This is a genomic window from Devosia sp. BK (genome assembly GCF_032907385.1).
Lineage (GTDB): Bacteria > Pseudomonadota > Alphaproteobacteria > Rhizobiales > Devosiaceae > Devosia.
This window is the reverse complement of record NZ_JAIMBX010000001.1, coordinates 715,315-734,241: the sequence shown is the minus strand read 5'-3', so window position 1 is coordinate 734,241 and position 18,927 is coordinate 715,315. Positions and strand designations below refer to the sequence as shown.

General features: G+C 61.6%; 20 protein-coding genes and 1 other RNA gene. 7 read left to right on the top strand and 14 right to left on the bottom strand.

All coding sequences use genetic code 11. The annotated features are described in order from the left end of the window. Positions 1 to 159 precede the first annotated feature (159 nt). From DevBK_RS03525 to DevBK_RS03515, 3 genes are all read right to left on the bottom strand, one after another. Entirely contained in the window at positions 160 to 666 is a 507-nt protein-coding gene (locus DevBK_RS03525) for an NUDIX hydrolase (protein WP_317184483.1), read from the bottom strand. Between the two features lie 253 nt (positions 667 to 919). Further along, on the bottom strand, positions 920 to 1,195 hold the full coding sequence (locus tag DevBK_RS03520) for a YMGG-like glycine zipper-containing protein (RefSeq protein ID WP_061911048.1): 276 nt from the start codon (positions 1,193 to 1,195) through the stop codon (positions 920 to 922). Positions 1,196 to 1,274: 79 nt separating this feature from the next. Continuing rightward, positions 1,275 to 1,640, bottom strand: coding sequence for a DUF423 domain-containing protein (locus DevBK_RS03515; protein ID WP_317184482.1), 366 nt, complete (start codon positions 1,638 to 1,640; stop codon positions 1,275 to 1,277). 68 nt (positions 1,641 to 1,708) lie between these two features. Between DevBK_RS03515 and DevBK_RS03510 the strand changes: the two genes are divergently transcribed. Next, positions 1,709 to 3,127, top strand: a complete 1,419-nt coding sequence (locus DevBK_RS03510; RefSeq protein ID WP_317184481.1) for an MATE family efflux transporter — start codon at positions 1,709 to 1,711, stop codon at positions 3,125 to 3,127. Here DevBK_RS03510 and miaA read toward each other — a convergent pair. Further along, a complete protein-coding gene (gene miaA / locus DevBK_RS03505; RefSeq protein WP_317184480.1) occupies positions 3,124 to 4,059 on the bottom strand; it encodes a tRNA (adenosine(37)-N6)-dimethylallyltransferase MiaA in 936 nt (311 codons plus the stop codon). The genes DevBK_RS03510 and miaA overlap by 4 nt on opposite strands. Before the next feature lie 68 nt (positions 4,060 to 4,127). On the opposite strand from miaA, the gene serB reads away from it, so the two are divergent. Further along, complete coding sequence (gene serB / locus DevBK_RS03500; protein WP_317184479.1) at positions 4,128 to 5,000, top strand: phosphoserine phosphatase SerB; 873 nt, start codon at positions 4,128 to 4,130, stop codon at positions 4,998 to 5,000. A 503-nt stretch (positions 5,001 to 5,503) separates the two neighbouring features. Here the strand turns inward: serB and hflC are convergent. From hflC to DevBK_RS03460, 8 genes are all read right to left on the bottom strand, one after another. Continuing rightward, positions 5,504 to 6,631, bottom strand: coding sequence for a protease modulator HflC (gene hflC, locus DevBK_RS03495; protein ID WP_062631786.1), 1,128 nt, complete (start codon positions 6,629 to 6,631; stop codon positions 5,504 to 5,506). Positions 6,632 to 6,633: 2 nt separating this feature from the next. Then, positions 6,634 to 7,770, bottom strand: a complete 1,137-nt coding sequence (hflK, locus tag DevBK_RS03490; protein WP_061911040.1) for an FtsH protease activity modulator HflK — start codon at positions 7,768 to 7,770, stop codon at positions 6,634 to 6,636. Between the two features lie 63 nt (positions 7,771 to 7,833). Further along, entirely contained in the window at positions 7,834 to 8,358 is a 525-nt protein-coding gene (locus tag DevBK_RS03485; RefSeq protein WP_317184478.1) for a dihydrofolate reductase, read from the bottom strand. Then, positions 8,355 to 8,837 (bottom strand): GNAT family N-acetyltransferase, encoded by a 483-nt coding sequence (locus DevBK_RS03480; RefSeq protein ID WP_317184477.1) that lies wholly within the window; start codon positions 8,835 to 8,837, stop codon positions 8,355 to 8,357. Before DevBK_RS03480 ends, DevBK_RS03485 begins: the two co-directional genes overlap by 4 nt. 3 nt (positions 8,838 to 8,840) lie before the next feature. After that, positions 8,841 to 9,854: a DUF4424 domain-containing protein gene (locus DevBK_RS03475; protein WP_317184476.1), complete on the bottom strand. Its 1,014-nt coding sequence runs from the start codon at positions 9,852 to 9,854 to the stop codon at positions 8,841 to 8,843. Between the two features lie 70 nt (positions 9,855 to 9,924). Next, complete coding sequence (locus tag DevBK_RS03470; protein WP_061911032.1) at positions 9,925 to 10,254, bottom strand: hypothetical protein; 330 nt, start codon at positions 10,252 to 10,254, stop codon at positions 9,925 to 9,927. After that, on the bottom strand, positions 10,251 to 11,045 hold the full coding sequence (locus DevBK_RS03465) for a thymidylate synthase (protein ID WP_317184475.1): 795 nt from the start codon (positions 11,043 to 11,045) through the stop codon (positions 10,251 to 10,253). Before DevBK_RS03465 ends, DevBK_RS03470 begins: the two co-directional genes overlap by 4 nt. Before the next feature lie 9 nt (positions 11,046 to 11,054). Beyond that, on the bottom strand, positions 11,055 to 11,627 hold the full coding sequence (locus tag DevBK_RS03460; RefSeq protein ID WP_410494059.1) for a DUF1003 domain-containing protein: 573 nt from the start codon (positions 11,625 to 11,627) through the stop codon (positions 11,055 to 11,057). Between the two features lie 107 nt (positions 11,628 to 11,734). On the opposite strand from DevBK_RS03460, the gene DevBK_RS03455 reads away from it, so the two are divergent. Next, complete coding sequence (locus DevBK_RS03455) at positions 11,735 to 11,998, top strand: YdeI/OmpD-associated family protein (protein ID WP_317184474.1); 264 nt, start codon at positions 11,735 to 11,737, stop codon at positions 11,996 to 11,998. A gap of 59 nt (positions 11,999 to 12,057) precedes the next feature. Continuing rightward, positions 12,058 to 13,311 (top strand): dienelactone hydrolase, encoded by a 1,254-nt coding sequence (locus DevBK_RS03450; protein WP_317184473.1) that lies wholly within the window; start codon positions 12,058 to 12,060, stop codon positions 13,309 to 13,311. Here the strand turns inward: DevBK_RS03450 and DevBK_RS03445 are convergent. Then, a complete protein-coding gene (locus DevBK_RS03445) occupies positions 13,308 to 13,844 on the bottom strand; it encodes a thermonuclease family protein (protein ID WP_317184472.1) in 537 nt (178 codons plus the stop codon). The two genes, DevBK_RS03450 and DevBK_RS03445, sit on opposite strands and share 4 nt — an antisense overlap. 125 nt (positions 13,845 to 13,969) lie before the next feature. On the opposite strand from DevBK_RS03445, the gene ssrA reads away from it, so the two are divergent. The 3 genes from ssrA (at position 13,970) to DevBK_RS03430 (ending at position 15,174) form a co-directional block, all read left to right on the top strand. Continuing rightward, positions 13,970 to 14,326: a transfer-messenger RNA gene (ssrA, locus tag DevBK_RS03440) on the top strand. Positions 14,327 to 14,438: 112 nt separating this feature from the next. Beyond that, positions 14,439 to 14,936, top strand: a complete 498-nt coding sequence (locus DevBK_RS03435) for an SspB family protein (protein ID WP_061911024.1) — start codon at positions 14,439 to 14,441, stop codon at positions 14,934 to 14,936. A gap of 13 nt (positions 14,937 to 14,949) precedes the next feature. Next, positions 14,950 to 15,174 carry a ribbon-helix-helix domain-containing protein gene (locus DevBK_RS03430; RefSeq protein ID WP_317184471.1) on the top strand — a complete coding sequence of 75 codons (225 nt, stop codon included), beginning with the start codon at positions 14,950 to 14,952 and terminating at the stop codon, positions 15,172 to 15,174. Here the strand turns inward: DevBK_RS03430 and DevBK_RS03425 are convergent. After that, positions 15,155 to 18,772: an AsmA family protein gene (locus DevBK_RS03425; protein ID WP_317184470.1), complete on the bottom strand. Its 3,618-nt coding sequence runs from the start codon at positions 18,770 to 18,772 to the stop codon at positions 15,155 to 15,157. The two genes, DevBK_RS03430 and DevBK_RS03425, sit on opposite strands and share 20 nt — an antisense overlap. Positions 18,773 to 18,927 lie beyond the last annotated feature (155 nt).

The following is an 18,927-nucleotide window of genomic DNA, read 5'->3' as shown; positions in this document are numbered from 1 at the left end:
TGACGCCTTCAAACCGCTTTTGCGAAAAAAAGGCAATAAAAAAGGCCCCTTTCGGGACCTGTGTTCGGCGCACCAGCTATCGCGCGGGGACTTACCCCACGTTGCCGATGCGCCAGCGTACTACGAGAATGAGTGCCCGCACGGGACCTCTCCTAAAAATCAGATGCGTCTTGATAGAGGTTTTGGATCGTCCATGTCAAGACCAGCGGCTCTACCGCCAGAACTCAACTGCCGCGCCAGCTTCTCGGCCAGGTCACACAGAACCGGCTCACCGAGCAGCCGCTGTGCTTCCGGTAAGGTCGCCCAATGGCGCAGCCGCTGACCCTTTTCGCGCCATTGATCATACTGGCGCGTCACCTCGAGGGGATAGATATCGACGGTGACCAGCAGTGCATCGGACCCGACCCGCGCCTGATATGCGCCGATCGGCAGATCGGAAATCTCGCCGGCCACCCCCGCCTCTTCTTCCGCCTCGCAGGCCGCGCTATCCCATGGGGTATAGCCCTGCTTCACACCGCCCTTTGGAAATATCCAGCGCCCGGACCGTCGCGTGGTGACGATCAGAAAGTGAAGGTTACCATTGATATAGGCATAGGGCAGCGCGCCCGACTGTCGGACTCCGAACTGCTCAGGAGCTGGCGGGATGGTTTCAGACGGACTGGTCAATGGCGCGATAACTCTGGCTCCGGTGCAACGCCATCTCACGGTGGCGCCAGAAAAACAGTGGGGACTTCACGCCCTTAGACATAAATCCGGATCGATGATTCGGATGCTGACATTAACCAATAGCGAACCATTGTGTCGGCTTCAATTGCACGCGTGTGCAATCGTGAACGGCAAAACACCCGGTCGGTGGGGGATCCGACCGGGTGCCTTTGCACCACATCAGCGGTTTAGGTCTTAAACCGCCTCAGCGAAATTAGCCGCGTGGGCAGGTATCGACGTAACGCGTGCCGTTCGGACGCTGATAGACGCAACGGTCGTTGCTGCCTTCAACGCGGCCGAGGACGTCGCCAGCGGCTGCACCGACGACTGCGCCAACGCCGGCGCCAACGAGGGTCCCTACACCGCTACCGCCGGTTGCGGCAGCACCAACAACGGCACCGCCGAGTGCGCCAACCGTAGCGCCCTGCTGTGTGGTCGTGCAGGCAGCCAGGGAGAGGGTGGCGGCGGCGATAATCAAGAACTTATGCATAGGATCCTCCAGGGAACTGATCGATCACATAATGCGGAATTTTGGGCTTGGTTCCGGATCGCGCTCAAGAAAGTTTGAATCAATTGTTAAAGGATGACCGGAACGCGGCTGAAATCGCCATCACAATCCAGCCAACGATCAAGGCTCCACCTCCAAGCGGCGCTGCGCCGGGGAACAATGGCGCGCCCAGCCATTGTCGCATGGCGAGGTCAGCCGTGAATAAGATTACGCCGATCGAGAGAATTACGCCGGCTGCGACAAGGGCCCTACCCCGGCCGACCAGTGCAAGAAACAAGAGTACCGGAGCATGGGCCAGTGCGATCGTCGATATGGCCGCGACATTGCGAACGTCGGAGCCATGGGACGCCGCGGCCGCGCTCGCGACGCCGAGCGCACCCAGCAAACCTGCCAGCACCATGAATGATCTGCGCAATGCGAGCGTCAATTTCGTCTCCATCTTCCAGCGGCAGCCGCTTTGGACTAGAGCATGACGCCTGAAGGTGGGAAATGGAAATGACCGATAATGTCGCGGGCGCTGGCAACGACGCCGAACAAACCGGCTTGAGCAGTTGGGCGAGCGAATTCCGCGCGACCTTTGCGCTCGCCTGGCCGCTGGTCATCGCGCAATTGGCTCAAAATGCCCTTCACACTACGGACGTGATTCTTCTCGGCTGGCTCGGCTCCGACTATCTCGCGGCCGGCACGTTGGCGACGACATTTCTCATGCCGTTTCTGGTTGGCGGCATCGGTGTCGTCGGCGCTGTAGCCCCGCTCGTGGCGCAGGCGCGCGGGTCGCGGAACATCAAGGCGGTGCGCCGCATCGTGCGGCAAGGCTGCTGGGCAGCGATCGTTCTGGCCATGGTGCTGGTGCCGATCGTGCTGCAGATTAAGCCGATCTATCAGGCGCTGGGCCAAGATCCCCAGGCGACGGAATTGGCCAATCAGTTCATCCAGATTGCTGCCTGGTCGCTGTTCCCTGCCCTCGGCATCATCGCGTTCCGCTCGCTGCTGTCCGCTTTCGATGCGACGCGGGCGATTCTCGTCATCACCGTGATGGGCGTGCTGGTGAATGCCCTCACCGCCTATGTGCTGATCTTTGGCCACTTCGGCTTTCCGCGGCTGGAATTGCGCGGGGCGGCGATCGCGACCACGCTGACCAATGTCGTGATGCTCATCGCCATGGTGACCTATGTCGTTCGGCATCGGCGGCTGAAGCGCTTTCATGTGCTGCTGCGATTCTGGAAGCCGGATTGGCCGCGCTTCCGCGAGATTTTCCGCATCGGCACGCCGATCGGGCTGACGGTCGTCGCCGAGGTTGGCATGTTTACCGCTGCTGCCTTGCTGATGGGCCGGCTCGGGACGGACGAGGTCGCGGCGCACGCGATTGCGCTGCAATGCGCGTCCATCGCCTTCATGGTGCCGCTCGGCTTGGGCGTTGCCGCGACGGTGCGTGTCGGCATGGCTTATGGGCGCGGCGATGTGGAAGGCATTCGCAAGGCGGGTTGGACGTCGTTCATGATGGGCACCGCCTTCATGACCGTATCCTGCATATCGTTCCTGACCTTCGGGCCGCATATCGTAAAAGTGTTTCTTGATCCGCATGTCGATGCCAATGTCACCTCGCTGACGCTGGCGGCGTCATTCCTCGTCGTCGCCGGGGTTTTCCAGCTCGTCGACGGCGCGCAGGTCGTTGCGGCGCATTCGCTGCGTGGGCTGAGCGACACCAAGACACCGATGATTCTGGCGATCGTGGGTTATTGGATGGTTGGGCTGCCGATCGCCTATTTCCTCGGCTTCGTGGCGGAATGGCGTGGCGTCGGCATCTGGATCGGCCTGGCTGCGGGCCTGGCTTTCGTTGCCGTGGTGCTGGTGACGCGGTTTGCGCTGCGCGAGCGCATCGGTCTGATGCGTGGGATTGGCCAACCGGCCTAAACCAAGGGCGCGCCCTCGAGGCCGAGGCGCGGCCAATCGCCCATGCGGTTTCGGAACCAGGTGCGCTGGCGCTTGGCATATTGATGCGTGGCGATGGTTGCGAGCGAGATAGCGTCTTCGCGGCTCTGGACGCCATCGAGCCAATCGCCGATTTCGCGGACGCCGATGGCTTTCATGACCGGCAAAGATGGGTCGAGATTTTGCGCGAGCAGCGCTCTCACCTCTTCGACGGCGCCACTGGCGAACATGGCTTCGAAGCGTCGGGCAATGCGGGCGCGGAGCACGTCCCGATCGGGCGAGAGTACAAAGCGCTCGATCGCCCAGCCATCGAGAAGGCCGGGCTGTAGATCGTCTTGAAAGTCGGAGAGCGGGCGGCCGGTGGCGCGCTTGACGGCGAGAGCGCGGATGACGCGCTGGGGATCGGCGACGCCGAGCCGTTCTGCGGCCTTGGGGTCTTCGCGCTGCAGCAAAGCCATGCGGCGGGCTTCATCGAGGTGCAGGATTTCGTCCTGAACAGCGAGTGTCAGTTCGGGGGAGATTTCCGGGACATCGGCAAAGCCTTTGATGAGCGCATCGAAATAGAGGCCGGTGCCGCCGACGAAAATGACTTCGCGGGCGGGGTCGATATCATCGAGAATGGCGCGGACAGCGGTGAGCCATTGGCCGGTCGAAAAGCGGGTCGCTGCCGGCACCGTGCCGTAGAGCCGATGTTCGGCCTGCGCTTCGTCTTCTTCGGACGGGCGGGCCGTGACGATGCGGAGCGTGTCGTAGAGCTGCATGGAATCGGCATTGACGATGACGCCGCCGCTTTCCCGGGCGCGCGCCAAAGTGAGGCTCGACTTGCCGCTTGCGGTGGGACCCGCTATCAGGACGGCGCTTCTCTGGCGCGTCATCCCAAAGCCCAAGGGCTTTGGTTCTTTGTTTTCACGCATGTCTTTATCCCGAAACCGGTCCCCACTTTCGGGAGACATGCTTCAGCCCTCCGAAAGTCGCTTCCGCCATGCCGGTTCTCAGCCTCATTGCCAATCCTGCCGATTCCGAACTGGACGTTTCGCTCGCGGCGGCAGTCGTGCAGCAAACGGGCGGAGAACTCAACTGGCTGACCCATCAGGTCGCCTGCGATATTCTAGAGCCCAAGGCGCCGGACGCGGCCGAAATCGCGCGCGAAATCATTGGCAGTCGCGCGGTCGACGTCAATATCGTGCCGACGGAAGGCCGCCGTAAGCTGCTGCTGATTGCCGATATGGATTCGACGATGATCCAGCAGGAATGCATCGACGCAATGGCAGCCGCGCTAGATTTGAAGCCGCAGGTTGCAGAGATCACCGAGCGCGCTATGCGGGGCGAGCTGGATTTTGCCGAGGCGCTCGATACGCGCGTAGCGCTGCTCAAGGGGCTGGAGCGCGCGACGATCGAAGCGATCCGCCGCGAGGCCATCACCCTGACCCCGGGCGGACGGACGCTGGTCCACACGATGAAGGCCTATGGCGCCTATACTTCGCTGGTCTCGGGCGGCTTTACGTTCTTTGCCGACTATTTTGCCAAGCGCATCGGCTTTGATGAAGCAATCGCCAATGTGCTCGAATTCGATGGCGATGCGCTGACGGGGACTGTGCAAAAGCCGATCGTCGACAAGAACACCAAGCGTGAGCGGCTCGAAGCCCTGGTGGCCGAGCGCGGGTTGACGCTGGCGCAAACGGTTGCCGTCGGCGATGGCGCCAATGATCTCGACATGATCGGCATTGCAGGGTTTGGCGTGGCGCTCCATGCCAAGCCTGCCGTGGCTGCTGCCGCCGGCTATCGGGTTGACCATGGAGATCTGACCGCGCTGCTCTACCTGCAGGGGTATTCGGACGAAGATTTCGTTCGATAGAGCGGGCGTGCCGAAGCGCCGCCCGGCCTTTTGGCGTTGCGGTTTCACGGTGACGGGCGGCCATTGGCTCTACCTGTTTAGACATTGGGAGCCAAAGGCCGCCCGTCACAGGATCCGGAGTTTGCAGCGGGTCCGGGATCAGGCGCGAACGTTATTTCAGTCGCGGCTGCCGTATTTCAACTCCCCGCCCGGATAGGCGCCCCCATCCACCGGCCATTCCGCCCGACCCTGCGTGGGGGCCGTGTGACTGGCGGAATGGGTGGAGTATGGGCGAGGTTTTGGTGAGCGGGGAGAAGATGGATAAGTTTTGGGGGGGTTAGGATTTACCCCCACCTAGCCTCCCCCTGCCAGGGGGAGGGACACATTGAGTTTGCCTTGGTGACTGTGGGCCAGCGGCAGATCCCTCCCCCTACCAGGGGGAGGCTAGGTGGGGGTCTTCGCCGCCCTCAAAAACAAAAAGCCCGGCAGCGATGCCGGGCTTTTCGCATTTCGTCGGGTCCAGACTAACCGCCGGTGCCCGTTGCCGGAGCCGGGGTGGTGGCTGGGGCGGGCGTCGTGGTTGCCGGAGCTTCCACCGGTGCTGGGGCTTCCGTGCCGACCGTGGGGGTCAGCTCGGAGCCGTCTTCCAGCGTCACGGCTGGAGGGGCGATCGTCTCTTCGATGCCGAGGCCATCAAGAGCGGGTTCCGTGCTTGGCAGCGCGCTTTCGGGAACTGGCTGCGGCGCGATAGGCGTCGCAAAGTTCGTGTTGGCGGCCGGCAGTTCGCCGCTCGAACCGAAGTAGCGGAAGAAGGCGCTATCGGGCGAGAGGACCATGGTCGTGCCGGTGTTCGAGAGAGCCGTGCGATACGATTCCATCGAGCGGTAGAACTCGAAGAATTCGGGATCCTGACCGTACGCAGCCGCGAAGATGCGGTTGCGTTCCGCATCACCCGTACCACGGATGATTTCGGCATCACGCGTGGCGGCAGCGACGATTTCGACAGCCTGACGATCAGCGATAGCGCGGAGGCTCTGGGCCTGCTCTTCACCGCGAGCGCGGAGCAGAGCCGCTTCGGCAAGACGTTCGGCGCGCATACGCTCGAAGGTCGTGGCCGAAACGTCGGCATCGAGATCAGTCCGCAGGATACGCACGTCGACGACATCGACGCCGATTTCAGCAAGATCCGGACGGATAAGGTCACGGGTTTCCTGCATCATCTGGGCGCGCTGGTCCGAAAGAGCCGCGTTGAATTCGCGTGCCGCATAGACCTGGCGAAGGGCCGAGTCGAGGTTGGCTCCGATACGATCTTCGACCACCGAAAGCTGGCCGGTGGCGCGCTGACGGAAGAGACGAGCGTCTGCAATGCGGTAGGTCAGGAAGGCATCGACCTGATAGAAGGCGTTGCCCGAAACCTGAACGCGCATATTGGCGATATCGTAGCGCAGGAGCCGGTCTTCGACGAGCTGGACGCGATCGACGAAATCGGTCGGGATCTTGAAGTAGACGCCCGGCTCGGTGCGGATATCGGTGATCTGGCCAAAGCGCGTGACGATGGCCTGCTCACGCTCATCGACCACGTAGATCGAGGAGAAGAGGACGTAGAGCGCCGCAACGATGACGGCACCGATGATAAAGAGGCGGTTCGTCATGATCAGTTCCCCGTCGCGTTCGGCGTGGTTGTCGTCGTGGTCCGCGAACGGAGCTCAGGCAACGGCAAGTAGGGAACGACACCGGAACCATTGGCACCGCTCTCGATCAGCACCTTTTCGGAGCCGCCGAGAACCTCTTCCATGGTTTCGAGATAGAGACGCTGACGCGTCACCTCAGGCGCATTGACGTATTCGGCATAGACGGCGTTGAAACGCTCGGCTTCACCGGTTGCTTCCTGCACCACGCGGTTGGTGTAAGCGGCAGCGTCTTCGCGCTGAGCCGCCGCACGACCACGGGCATCGCCGAGGAGCGTATTGGCGTAAGAGCGGGCTTCTTCCTGAAGACGGGTTTCGTCCTGGCGGGCACGCTGCACTTCGTTGAAGGCGTCGATGACTTCTGCAGGCGGGCCGGCGTTTTCGATCAGCACCTGCGAAACGTTTACGCCGAGGCCATAGCTTTCGGCGACGTTGCGGATGATCCCGAGCACTTCCTGCTGAATGCCGGCGCGGTCGTCGCTATAGACTTCCTGAGCCGGACGGCGGCCGACGACTTCGCGCATGGCGCTTTCGGCGGCATATCGGATCATCGCTTCCTGATCGCGCACGTTGAAGAGATAGGCGATCGGATCGTTGACGGCCCAGAAGACCGAGAACTGAACGCTGACGATATTCTGATCGCCCGAAAGCATCATGCCTTCGCTCGCCGGCGCATTGTTCGCCTGGGGGCGGTTGGATGTCGGCGTGGCATTGGAATTGGCCGTGCCGATCTGGGTCTGATTGAGCGTCAGGGGAACGCGTTCCACCGTTTCGATCGGCCAGATCAGGAAATGCAGGCCTTCGCCGGAGAGTTCTGGCTTGGGCGAACCGAAGCGCAGCTCGACGCCGACTTCGCTCGAATTGATCGTATAGACCGAATTGACGCCCCAGAAGGCGAGCAGCGCGACAACGGCGCCGACAATCGCCCAGCGGCCGCCGGGCACACCGCCGCGAAACTGGTCGCGACCGCGATTGAGAATTTCCTCGAGATTGGGAGTGTTTCCACCGGGACGGCGCGGGCCGCCGCCACCTCCACCGGGTGCCTGGCCCCAGGGACCGCCATTATTGCGGCCACCTCCGCCTCCATTATTCTCCCAAGGCATCTCGTTCCTTTCGGTTCCTGCGCATTGTCGTTGGAAACATATATAGGCAAGGCTTGAGAACGATCAATGCGTGGGCTTGGACCGTCTTTCGTAGACTTTTATCACATAGGTTGCCGCGTCCTTGTCGGACGGGGTGACCGGGGGCTCGTCGACAACAGCCCAGATTTCGGGGTCGATGGCCGGAAAATGCACGTCGCCTGAGGGTTCGAGGTCGACATGGGTGATGTAAAGCCGGTCGGCTGACAGCAGCGCCTGCGCGTATATGTCGCCCCCGCCGATGACCATAATTTCATCGGCGCCAAGGGCGTTTGCCTGGGTTTCTGCATCCGCAAAGGCAGCGTCGAGGTCATTGACGACGGTCACGCCCCCGGCCGCGTAGTCGCCTTGACGGGTGACGACGATATGTGGGCGGCCGGGCAAGGGTTTCGGGAAAGTCTCGAATTGCTTGCGGCCCATGATCATGGGCTTGCCCATAGTGGTTGACTTGAACCAGGCAAAATCGGACGGAATACGCCAGGGCATGTCCCCGTCCCTGCCGATGACGCCGTTGCGCGCGACCGCGGCGATGAGCGAGCGGCGGATGGTCATGATCTGCCGAGCGCCTCGAGCGCTGCCCCATCGATGCGCACCTTGGTCCACTCGTCCTGCATGACGCCACCCTGGCTCTTGTAGAATTTGATTGAGGGCTCGTTCCAATCGAGCACCCACCATTCGAAGCGCCCGAGCTTTTCGCTGACGCAGCGCTGCGCCAGATGGACGAGCAGCGCCTTGCCGAGACCTTTGCCACGCAGGTTTGGGTCGACATAGAGGTCTTCGAGCCAGATGCCGTGGCGACCCTGGAAGGTTGAATAGGTATAGAACCAGAGGACGAAGCCGACTGGGTTGCCGTCCCATTCGGCGATATCGCAGAAGACCTTGGGCGCCGGACCAAAGAGATCGCGTGCCAAATCGGCCTCGCTCGCCTCTACTTCATGCAAGAGCTTTTCGTATTCGGCGAGATCGCGCACGAATTGCAAAATGGTGGCTTCGTCGCCGGGAATGGCGGCGCGGATGACGAGGTTGGTCAAGGCTTACTGGTCTTCCTGGCGGACGAGGATCAGGACGTTGATCTCGTCTTCGGGGAAGAAATCGGTCTTGACCATTTCGAAGGTGGTCGGGCCGATCTTCTTGATATCGTCGCCGCAGAAGGAGACGAGATTGTCTTCACTGCCCTTATCGATCACGAGGCGGAATTTTCCGATGCTGCCGCCGGCCCAATTGCCGCCCGTCGTCAGGATGTAGGAAATCCAGCTTTCGGTGAACGGGGCGGACCAGAGATCCTTGGGGTCCTTGAGCGTCTTGCGGACGGCGGCGCGGAAGCCATCATCGGTGCAATAGCGCTCGCGGTATTCGGCGCCGGGATCATAGCCTTCTGAGGGTTCGGCGAGCATGGAAACGCCGACCGTGCCGCCGACGCTGGGCTTGTAGCGATGTTCGACGGTGACGGTTTCCCCGGCCGGGAAGGTCGCATTCCAGGTATAGGTGGCGCGATAGGACCAGCTTGGCCAGAAATGCTTTTCCCAGCCCTGCCCCGCGTCATATTCATCCGGAATGACCATGCCGAGATAAAGCAGGTTTGCCTTGTCCTCCTCGCTGAGCGCTTCAGTGGCGCTCATGGCTTCGTCGGTGAAGGGAACGATGGGCAGATCAAGCTGACGCACGAGCTTGGTGCGATCGACGCCGGCGGAATAGGCATATTCGTGAAGTTCGGCGTCGACGGGTTGGCCGTTGAAGGTCGTCCGGAACTCGAAGAGATTATCGGCCGGGCCGGTCGGGTAGGAAACGGGCGAGAACGGGTTCGGCACGATCTCGGGCATCGGGAACGCGACGAGCACATCCTGATCGGAGTCGGAATTGTTCTTGAACGTATAGGTGACGCGGATTTCGTCCATGGAGATGAAAAGCTCTTCGCTTTCCATCGAGATATCGCCGTGCTGGACGAAGTCGAGCCCGCCCGTGGTGAGTACGGCGGAGGTATCGTTGGCAAGGGCCGGCAGGCTCAGGCAGCCCAGCGCAATGGCACTGGCAAGGGGACGGATCAGCACTGTCTCTCTCCCGAAAATCAAAGGCTTAGCGGCAAGATCGGACTCTCGCCCACAACATCCGGCAAGGGTTTTAGCCGGTTTCGCCGTCGCGGCGAAGATAGGCGAACCATTTTCTATCAAGCGCCGCGTCGAGGTCGATGCCGTGGCGCTGGGCATAAAGTAGGAGGAAAGCGAGGAGATCGGCGGCTTCGTCATCGCGGCGCGCGGTGATCTCGGCGTCGGTAAAATCCTTGCGGCGGCCACGATTGGTTAGACGCAAATGCTCGGCGATGAGTTCGCCCAGCTCTTCCTGCATCTTGAGCGCATACCAATCGTCATCGCGCTGAACACCGGTCTCGGCCGCGTACATGTCCGAGACACGCGCGACGAGCATCGTAAGTTCAGCGATCGAGCGGGTCATACCGCGACGGCGCCCTTGATGTGCGGGTGCGGATCGTAGCCTTCGAAAACAAAATCCTCGTAGACGAAATCCTCGAGCCGCTTGCGCTCGGGGTTCATGATCAGCTTGGGGAGCGGCCGCGGCTCGCGCGTCAGTTGCAGACGGGCCTGCTCAAAGTGATTGTTGTAGAGGTGCACATCGCCGAAAGAGTGGACGAAATCGCCGACTTCGAGCCCAGTCACTTTCGCCATCATGTGGGTGAGGAGCGCGTAGGAGGCGATGTTGAAGGGGACGCCCAAGAACGTATCGGCGGAGCGCTGATAGAGCTGGCAGCTCAGCTTGCCGTTGGCGACGTAGAACTGGAAGAGGCAATGGCATGGCGGCAGCGCCATTTCATCGACCTCCGCCGGGTTCCAGGCGCTGACGATGTGGCGGCGGCTGTCGGGCTTGTTGCGGATCGATTCGACGACATTGGCGAGTTGGTCGATATGGCGGCCATCGGGCGCGGGCCATGAGCGCCACTGCGAGCCATAGACGGGTCCGAGATCGCCGTTTTCGTCGGCCCACTCGTCCCAGATCTTGACACCCCGCTCCTGCAGCCAGCGCACATTGGTCTCGCCGCGGATGAACCAGAGCAGTTCATTGATGATGGATTTACGGTGCACCTTCTTGGTGGTGACCAGCGGGAAGCCCTTCGAAAGATCGAAGCGCATCTGGTAGCCAAAAAGGCTCCGCGTGCCGGTGCCGGTGCGGTCCGACTTGTCGGTGCCGTGTTCAAGAATATCGGAGAGGAGCTTGAGATAGGGCTGCATGACCCTACCCTACTTCGATTCCACCGCTTTGAGATGCCCCTCGACAAGCGTCGTCAACAGTTCGATTTGCTGCTGCTGCTTTTCGATCAGCTCGCGCATCTCGGCATTGCGCATCTGGTCGAGCTTTTCGTGAAGCGCCATGATCTCGATCTCGGCCTTGAGATTGACCTCGTAATCGTGGGCGGAGACCTCGCGATCCTTGGCCGCCTGCCGGTTCTGGCTCATCATGATCACCGGCGCCTGGATGGCGGCGAGCATGGAGAGCATCAGGTTGAGGAAGATAAAGGGATAGGGATCGAACGCGTGGGACATCAGCGCGACGTTGATGCCGGTCCAGAGCACGAGGAACACGCCGAAGCCACCGATGAAGGTCCAGGAGCCACCGAAGGCCGCGACGCCGTCGGCGAGTTTTTGGCCAAGGGTGAGCCGATCGTCGAAGGCAGCGTTCGGATCACGCGCGAGGGTCTGCCGGCGGATGGCCTTTTCGACGGCACGACGCTCGGTGGATGTCAGGGCACTGAAGGCCTTGCCCATGAACGTCTCGGACGCATGATTGATCTTGGCTGATTTGTCGTTGGACATGGAAAGCTCGCTGCCATGGGCGGTAGGTGAATACCGCGCGATACGCTGACGCGGCATGTCAGCATATCCGTCTTAGGATCAACATGAACCTGTGAAAGGAGAGCATGATGAGCCCGGTTTTAAGACCTCTGCGCAAACGCGAGGACATGCCTGACTTCGTGCGGCAGGCGCTGGAGGAGCATGGGCTGATGGATGCCTATGCGGCGCGGCCGAATTACCAGCGCAACGACTATCTGCTCTGGATCAATAAGGCCAAGCTGGACGCGACGAAGGAGAAGCGGCTCAAGCAGATGCTGGACGAACTCGAAGGCGGCGGCGTCTATATGAAAATGTCCTGGAAGACGGAAAGCGAAAGCCCTTCGAAAGAATGAGAAAGACTTGCGCTTTCGCTTTCTGCCGTTAGGCTCCCTGTCAATAAGTGGAGGTAGGCATGCGGTGGATTCTGATTATGGCACTCCTCGTCAGCGCAGGAGGGCCGGCTATGGCCGAAGGCAATCGCATCGACATTCAGCGGCCAGACGCGCCTATGCTCGCGGCGCCCGGTGATCTGGCGATCGGGGTGCAGACGATCGAGCTGGTGCATGAGGGGCAGCCGGATGTTTTGACCGGCAATGGCGCGACATATGACCGGCCTTTGACGGTGGAAGTCTGGTATCCAGCCGACCTCAAAGGTGTAGCGCCGGGTGGCGACTATCTCAATGTGCAGATGGCCAATAGCGACCAGAAGATCACGCTGCATGGCCAGGCGGTTCGCGATGCGGAGTCGCTCAAAGCCAACGGCCCCTACCCGCTCGTCATTCTCTCGCATGGCTATCCCGGCAATCGCTTCCTGATCTCGCATTTCGGCGAGAACCTTGCGAGCAAGGGCTATGTCGTCGCCAGCATCGACCACTTCGAAAGCACTTATGAAAACCGGCTTGGCTTTGCCAGCACGCTGGCCAATCGTTCGCCGGACCAGCTTTTCGTGCTCGATCAGATCGCCGACCTGTCGACAGGATCGGATGGCTTCCTCAGCGGTCTCGTCGATGCCGAGAACAGTGCGGTCATCGGCTATTCTATGGGCGGCTATGGCGCAGTTTTGACTGCAGGCGCTGGTTTGGCCGAAGCCGCAAATAATACGGGCATGGCGCCTGCAGAAGCGCTAGCGGGGTTGATGGCTGGTTCGGAGGCTTTCACCGAAAGCCGCGATCCGCGCGTCAAGGCCATCATTGCTATTGCCCCCTGGGGTGCGCAGGTTGGGCTTTGGGACGAAGCAGGCCTTGCCGGGATCAAGGTCCCTCTCTTTGTCATGGGCGGCACGCTCGACGAGGTGTCGAGCTATGAAAGCGGCATTCGCCAGATTTTCGAAGGCGCGACCAATTCGGACCGCTATCTGCTGACCTTCCAAGGGGCTGGCCACAATGCCGGAGCGCCAATGCCGCCACCGGACGAAGCGACGCAGGGCGGACCCAGCAGTCCCTTCGAGCACTATGCTGATTTTGTCTGGGCCAATGCGCGCATGAACAATATCGCTCAGCATTTCGCTACGGCCTTCCTCGGGCTGCACCTTAAGGGCGACGCCGCGATGAGCAACTATCTGAAGGTCGATGCGGACGACTGGACCGTCCAAGCGGGCGATCGCGCCTGGCCCGGTTTTACCGAGCGGACCACGCGCGGCCTCGTGCTCGAGCACATGGCGCCCTAGCCGGCGCACCAATCAAGCCGGCGGCCTTGCCAGGGATGGGCGAGGCCTTCGGCAATAAGCGTGTTGCCGATGGACGTGCCACCCTGCATGACCACGCGCAGTTTGCGACCATAGCGATCTTCGTCGCGATCGGCGGCTGCGAGCGAAAAGCCGCCACTGCTCAATATCTGGCTGAGGCGCTCGGCTGCCTGATGGCCAAGGCGCGCTTCAGCCGCACAAGAAGGACTGCCGGTCTCGGGCGTATTGATATCGGCGATGCGGATTTTCTCACCATCGAGCCAGAACGTATCGCCATCGATGACGCAGGTTTTCCGAGGTCCGCTGCCGCAAAGCGGCAGGGTGCGCGCGGGAACTTGGGCGACGATTTCGGCCGGCGGATCGAGAAAAAACGAGGCAAGGCCGGTATCGCGAAGGCCTGCAGTTACCCCAAGCGCGATCAAGGCGAGCGCGAAGGCCAGAACCGAACCATTGGCCCAGCGCGGCAAGCGGCGGCCGATGCGGATACCGCCGAGGATTCGCCTGCCTGTTGCCATCTGCCGCCAATCCCACGGAGAAAACTGCGTGGTTTGGCAGATGGCATCGGCGGGGTGTACTTGGGGTTAATGCGGAAGGGTCTCAGGCATCGGTGCGAAACCGGATGGGCAAAAAATCACTCCCGCCATTTGCATCGCGGGAATGGCTCGCCTATATAGGAACTGCCCTTCGGGGATATGGCGATAAATGGTCATTGTAATAAACCTTTCGGACCCGGGGGCAGTACCCGGCGTCTCCACCATCTCCCCTCGCTGAGAGGAGCCAATGGGGACGAAACAGGATCGACGAGGGCGTAAAGAGTGTGCTTTTGCTCGGTGAGGTACCACCGTTATCGGTCCAAAACTTATAGTTGCAAATGACAACAATAAGGCTCCAGTCGCTCTCGCTGCGTAAGCAGTGCTAGCATTGGGAAATTAAGTCCTCCACCCTTCGCCGGGTGACAGGCGGGGTTCGCAGGCACCTGGCAACAGAAGCCTGCACTTTCACCCTTTTCAGCACGCTCGTGGACGCCTTTGTTCTTGAAAATTTCTAGAACGTGGGGCTGATATGGGCCGTTCGGGATTCTCCTGGGCAGCGACGCGTTAGGAAGTAAAATGGCCGAAGACCACATGCGATATGACATTCTCGCTCAGGAAGCCCTGCGCGGCGTCGTGCGCAAGGTCCTTGCCGAAGTCTCCCGCACAGGTTTGCCCGGCGAGCACCACTTCTTCATTTCCTTTGCGACCCGCGCGCCCGGCGTGCGCCTCAGCGAGAAACTGCTGACCCAGTACGACAAGGAAATGACCATCGTTCTGCAGAACCAGTATTGGGACCTCAAGGTCACCGAAACCGGTTTTGAAGTCGGCCTCAGCTTTGACGGTATTCCCGAAACGCTGGTTATCCCCTTTGCTGCCATCAAGGGCTTTTTCGACCCCTCGGTGCAGTTCGGCCTGCAGTTCGACCCGGCCACCGCCCCTCGCGAAGATGGCTCGGTCGAGGACGAAGCCGATGCCAAGGCAGAGCGCGCCGAACGCGGCGAAGGCGAAGCCGAGGGCGCCGAACAGACCGGTGAAAAGGTCGTCAGCCTCGACGCCTTCCGCAAAAAGCCCTGATATCTAGCCGAAGATGCAGAAGCGCTCCTTCTCCATCGCCGGCCACCGCACCTCCATCGCGCTTGAGGCCGATTTTTGGACGGCCTTCGAAGAGATTGCGTCGCAACGCAACTTGAGCCTTGCTGCGCTGGTGCGCGAAATCGACGAGACGCGAGAGGCGGCGAACCTCTCGTCAGCCATAAGGCTTCATATTCTGCGCTGGTATCGGGACCGCGCCACTACTGCGCCGGCTGATTGACCGGATTGCCGCTGAAAATGTTGGGCCGGAAGGTCAGATCGAGTGGCTGGCTCGGCGTCGTTGTTTCCGGCGTCATGCTGAAGGGCGGGACCGGATTTGTCGGCGTGGTCTGCGGCTGCTGTGATTCCTGCGCCTGACGCGCCGCTTCTTCGGCGGCAGCCCTTGCAGCCGCTTCCGCCGCAGCCTGACGGCGCTGTTCCTCGATCAAACGATTGCGCGCTTCGGCTGCCTCGCGTTGGCGCGCTTCGTCTTCGAGGCGCAGAGCCTCAAGCCGATCGACTTCCAACTCATTGGCCCGCACCTGAATTGCTGCAACAAGTTCGCTCGTGTCCACGGTGACCACCGGGGCCGGCAGCGTGCCGCTCAGGCGGGCGATGACGCGCGCGGCGTCGTTCTCGATCAGACCGGATGGGTCGGTGAAGTTGAGCGGGGTCAAAACGAAGCTGCCGTTGAGCCCGAGGGTTTCGAGCGCCATATCGACGCCACCCGCGAGGCGCGCATTGGTACCGTCGACGATGAGATTGGCAAGGCGCACCGTGCCACCGGCAATTGTAAACGCCGTGGTGGCGGTAGACGCGGTGAAGGAGCCCTGCCCGAGCGACTGATCGATGAGAATGTTGAGCGCGTCAGCGTCGATATTGAGGACATCGGTCAATTGGGAGAGCGCGGGATAAACGCCGGGATTGAGGCGATCGGCCGAGAAGCCGGCGACGGTGAAGTTTCCTTCGCCGGCGAGGCCCGCCATTACGTCGGCAAGCGACGCGCCGGTGCCTTCAAAACTGGTGCTCGCGGTCAGGCGCCCGGCAATGCCCGCAGTCGTCGCAGCAGGCGCAATGGCTTTGACATCGACATTGTCGAGCGAAACGCGGCCGGTGATGGTGCGATCGGTCAAGGGGCCGGCACAGCATTGGGAGAGAGCGGCCGTAACAGTGCCACCGCCCACTGAACCGGTCAGGTTCGAAATGGCGAGGTTCTGCTGGTCCCAGGTCAGATCGAAAGCCGCATTGGCGAGCGACGCGTCGCCGAGGGTGATGGCGCCTGATGTAACCGCGATATTGCCCCGGCTTGGGCGCATTGACGTCGCGACCGCGAGCGGACCATCAGGCCATACACCACTGCCGGGTACAAGCGCTGCAGGGGAAAACAGCGCGGCGGCGAGACCTTGGCCGGAGAGACGATCAAACTTCAGCGCCCCATCGACGCTCATGCGTTGCGCGACCTGCGTCAGGGTAAGGTCACCCGAAAAGGCTGAACCCGTGCTGGAGCCGGCAATGCCTGAAATCGAGAGCTTCTGGAGGCCGGTAAAGGTGACCCCCGCACTTGCTTCCATACCGCCAAGTCCGACGCCGGTGGCGCCGACGAGGGCGGCGAGACCCGAACTATCGCTGAGCGACGCATCGATCGTCCCCGCCCCGCTCAATTCGCCTGGCGGCAAGGCGGACACCGAACCGGCATAGGCCAGCATTTCCTCGCCATGACTGAGAGAAACGCGTGTGTCATAGGCGCCGGCCTGGTTGCGCTCAGAGTATAGGCTGACAAAGGCAGGGCCATCCGTTGCAAAGAGCGGCACATCGGCGCCGAGAATTTGGTCGGACAGCGCTGTGCCATCGGTGGCATCGAGCGAGCCGATGATGCGGCTGGGCGCGGTTGAATTGGCATCAAAGTCGAGCGAGAGATCGAGCTTGCCGGCGCCGGCATCGCCATTGAGCGTCAGGCGCTGACTGCCGGCCTCATCGCCCGCAGCCAAGACGAAATCGAGCGCGGCAGGCGCGGAGCGGCCGATGTTGGGGCGCCAGGACGTCGGAACATTGAGATAGGAATAGAGCGCGTCGAGCGCTGGAGCTGTGGCCTCGGACACATCGACATGACCCGATCCGGTCAGCGATGGCGCGGTGAGCGTGCCGGCGAGGTCGCCTTTGGCATCCACCGCGACGCCGCCGAGATCGCTGCTGACGAGTTTAGAGAAACTGATGCCAGTCGGCGACCACGCGCCTTCGGCGACGAGATCGGATGCTTGAAGGCCCAAGACCCTGATGGTTTGAGTATCGAGCGAAAAGCTGCCTTCGGGGAAGCTGATGGCAAAGGTGCGGTCTGTGCTGGGATCGGGCAGCAAGGCGCCGAGGATAGCGCTGTCGCCTTGGCCCAGATCATCGAGGCGGCCGACGAGATCAAGCCGGGGCTCGGTGCCAAAACCGAGCCGGATTTCGAGCGCATGGGTCTTGCCGTTAAGCGCAAGGCGACCATGTGAGAACCCGAGGGCATCGCCAGCGAGCATCACCTGACCGGTCAATTCGGCCGGCACATTGAAGAGCGGCGTATTTTCCTCCGGCTTGCGCCAAAGCTGGCTCAGAGCATCAAGGCGCTGGGTGGCCAGGCTAAGATCGCCGTTGAAGCCGACAACGCCATTATCGTTGCGCAGCGCGCCGGACAGATTGAGCTTGGAATTGCCGGGCAGTTCGGCTTGAGCCCGGGCAATGGTCCAGATCGTGCCATTGGTGCTCGCATCGATCCGCACATTGCGCAAAGCCGTGCCGCGGAGACCGATCTCGGCAAGGTCGATGCCGACTTCGCCGGGGATAGGCGGCAGCAGTGGCGCGGGCAATTCGCCCAGGAGCCGCACCAGCTCATAGGGCATCTGGCTGCCGTCTTCATCGGCATCGCGCGGCGGAAGCGTGAAAGCGCCGCCCGAGACCACCGCTTCGAACGTATTGCGCGCGCCAAGCTGGATGCTGGCCGCGCCGGTGAGACGCATGCCCGCCCGGTTTTCATCGAGCATGAGCGTATAGCCATTGAGAACGACGCGGTCCGTCGAGGCAGTAACCTTGCTCTCGAGCACGAGATTGCCGCGGATTTGCTCGGCATTTTCCGCGACCGGCGGCGCCTGCTTCAAGACCATCGTGCCATCGAACTTTGGCGCGACGCTGGCCGTGAGGGCGCCATCGAGGGTCAGCGATGTACCTGCAGCGCCATCGGATATGAAAGCGGAGACGCGAGCGGAGCCAGATTCGTCGACGGCGGCGCTATTGAGCCTCAAGCTATAGGACGCACCATCGTGGCTGGCATTGCCCTGGAACTGGAACGGGCCGGCAAAACTTGCCAACCGCAAATCGCCGGTGATGCTGGAAAGGACATAGCTATCACCGGAGCGCTGATCGGTCAGCGTCATGCGGCCGCCTTCGATCCGGGCCTGTTCGAGCGCGACACCCTCGCCTGCGCCCGACAGGTCGATGCCGCTGACGAGAAGTCCGCTCTCGTCAAGCGCCAGATCGAGGGACGGGTTCTTCAGCGTCAGCGCCGAGAGATTGTATTGGTCGCGGAGAAATTCCATTAGCCCGAATTGGGCTTCGACGCTGCCTATGGTGGCGACAGGCTTATCGGCAGGGCCGATGACGACATCGGAGAAGGCAAGGCGCGGCGCGGGCAGCAGCGCAAAATCGATATCACCGCGGATCGTCACGTCGGTGCCGAAGACGCCCTCCGCAAGCATTTCCATGCGGTCGCGATAATCGCCCCAATGAATGAAGCGCGGCACGATGAAGGCACCGGCAAGCGCCAGGATCAGGACCAGACCAACGATGATGTAGATGCGGTTGAGCACGGCTTTTCGGACTGCCTGTCAGATTCCCGCGGGAAGTGTAGGCACTTACCGCCCTTGTGCAAGTGGAGGTGCCACAAATCCGACAGGTGAATCCAGAGCGCGCGTGCCCGCTCCCGCACAAATGATGCTGGCCGGGCGATTGCCCGGCCATTTGA

What these genes read in the sequence shown, in the direction of transcription:
- DevBK_RS03520 (WP_061911048.1), bottom strand. Translation starts at nt 1,195, where the DNA reads ATGCATAAGTTCTTGATTATCGCCGCCGCCACCCTCTCCCTGGCTGCC.
- DevBK_RS03510 (WP_317184481.1), top strand. Translation starts at nt 1,709, where the DNA reads ATGACCGATAATGTCGCGGGCGCTGGCAACGACGCCGAACAAACCGGC.
- miaA (WP_317184480.1), bottom strand. Translation starts at nt 4,059, where the DNA reads ATGCGTGAAAACAAAGAACCAAAGCCCTTGGGCTTTGGGATGACGCGC.
- serB (WP_317184479.1), top strand. Translation starts at nt 4,128, where the DNA reads ATGCCGGTTCTCAGCCTCATTGCCAATCCTGCCGATTCCGAACTGGAC.
- hflC (WP_062631786.1), bottom strand. Translation starts at nt 6,631, where the DNA reads ATGACGAACCGCCTCTTTATCATCGGTGCCGTCATCGTTGCGGCGCTC.
- hflK (WP_061911040.1), bottom strand. Translation starts at nt 7,770, where the DNA reads ATGCCTTGGGAGAATAATGGAGGCGGAGGTGGCCGCAATAATGGCGGT.
- DevBK_RS03485 (WP_317184478.1), bottom strand. Translation starts at nt 8,358, where the DNA reads ATGACCATCCGCCGCTCGCTCATCGCCGCGGTCGCGCGCAACGGCGTC.
- DevBK_RS03470 (WP_061911032.1), bottom strand. Translation starts at nt 10,254, where the DNA reads ATGACCCGCTCGATCGCTGAACTTACGATGCTCGTCGCGCGTGTCTCG.
- DevBK_RS03465 (WP_317184475.1), bottom strand. Translation starts at nt 11,045, where the DNA reads ATGCAGCCCTATCTCAAGCTCCTCTCCGATATTCTTGAACACGGCACC.
- DevBK_RS03460 (WP_410494059.1), bottom strand. Translation starts at nt 11,627, where the DNA reads ATGTCCAACGACAAATCAGCCAAGATCAATCATGCGTCCGAGACGTTC.
- DevBK_RS03455 (WP_317184474.1), top strand. Translation starts at nt 11,735, where the DNA reads ATGAGCCCGGTTTTAAGACCTCTGCGCAAACGCGAGGACATGCCTGAC.
- DevBK_RS03450 (WP_317184473.1), top strand. Translation starts at nt 12,058, where the DNA reads ATGCGGTGGATTCTGATTATGGCACTCCTCGTCAGCGCAGGAGGGCCG.
- DevBK_RS03445 (WP_317184472.1), bottom strand. Translation starts at nt 13,844, where the DNA reads ATGGCAACAGGCAGGCGAATCCTCGGCGGTATCCGCATCGGCCGCCGC.
- DevBK_RS03435 (WP_061911024.1), top strand. Translation starts at nt 14,439, where the DNA reads ATGGCCGAAGACCACATGCGATATGACATTCTCGCTCAGGAAGCCCTG.
- DevBK_RS03430 (WP_317184471.1), top strand. Translation starts at nt 14,950, where the DNA reads ATGCAGAAGCGCTCCTTCTCCATCGCCGGCCACCGCACCTCCATCGCG.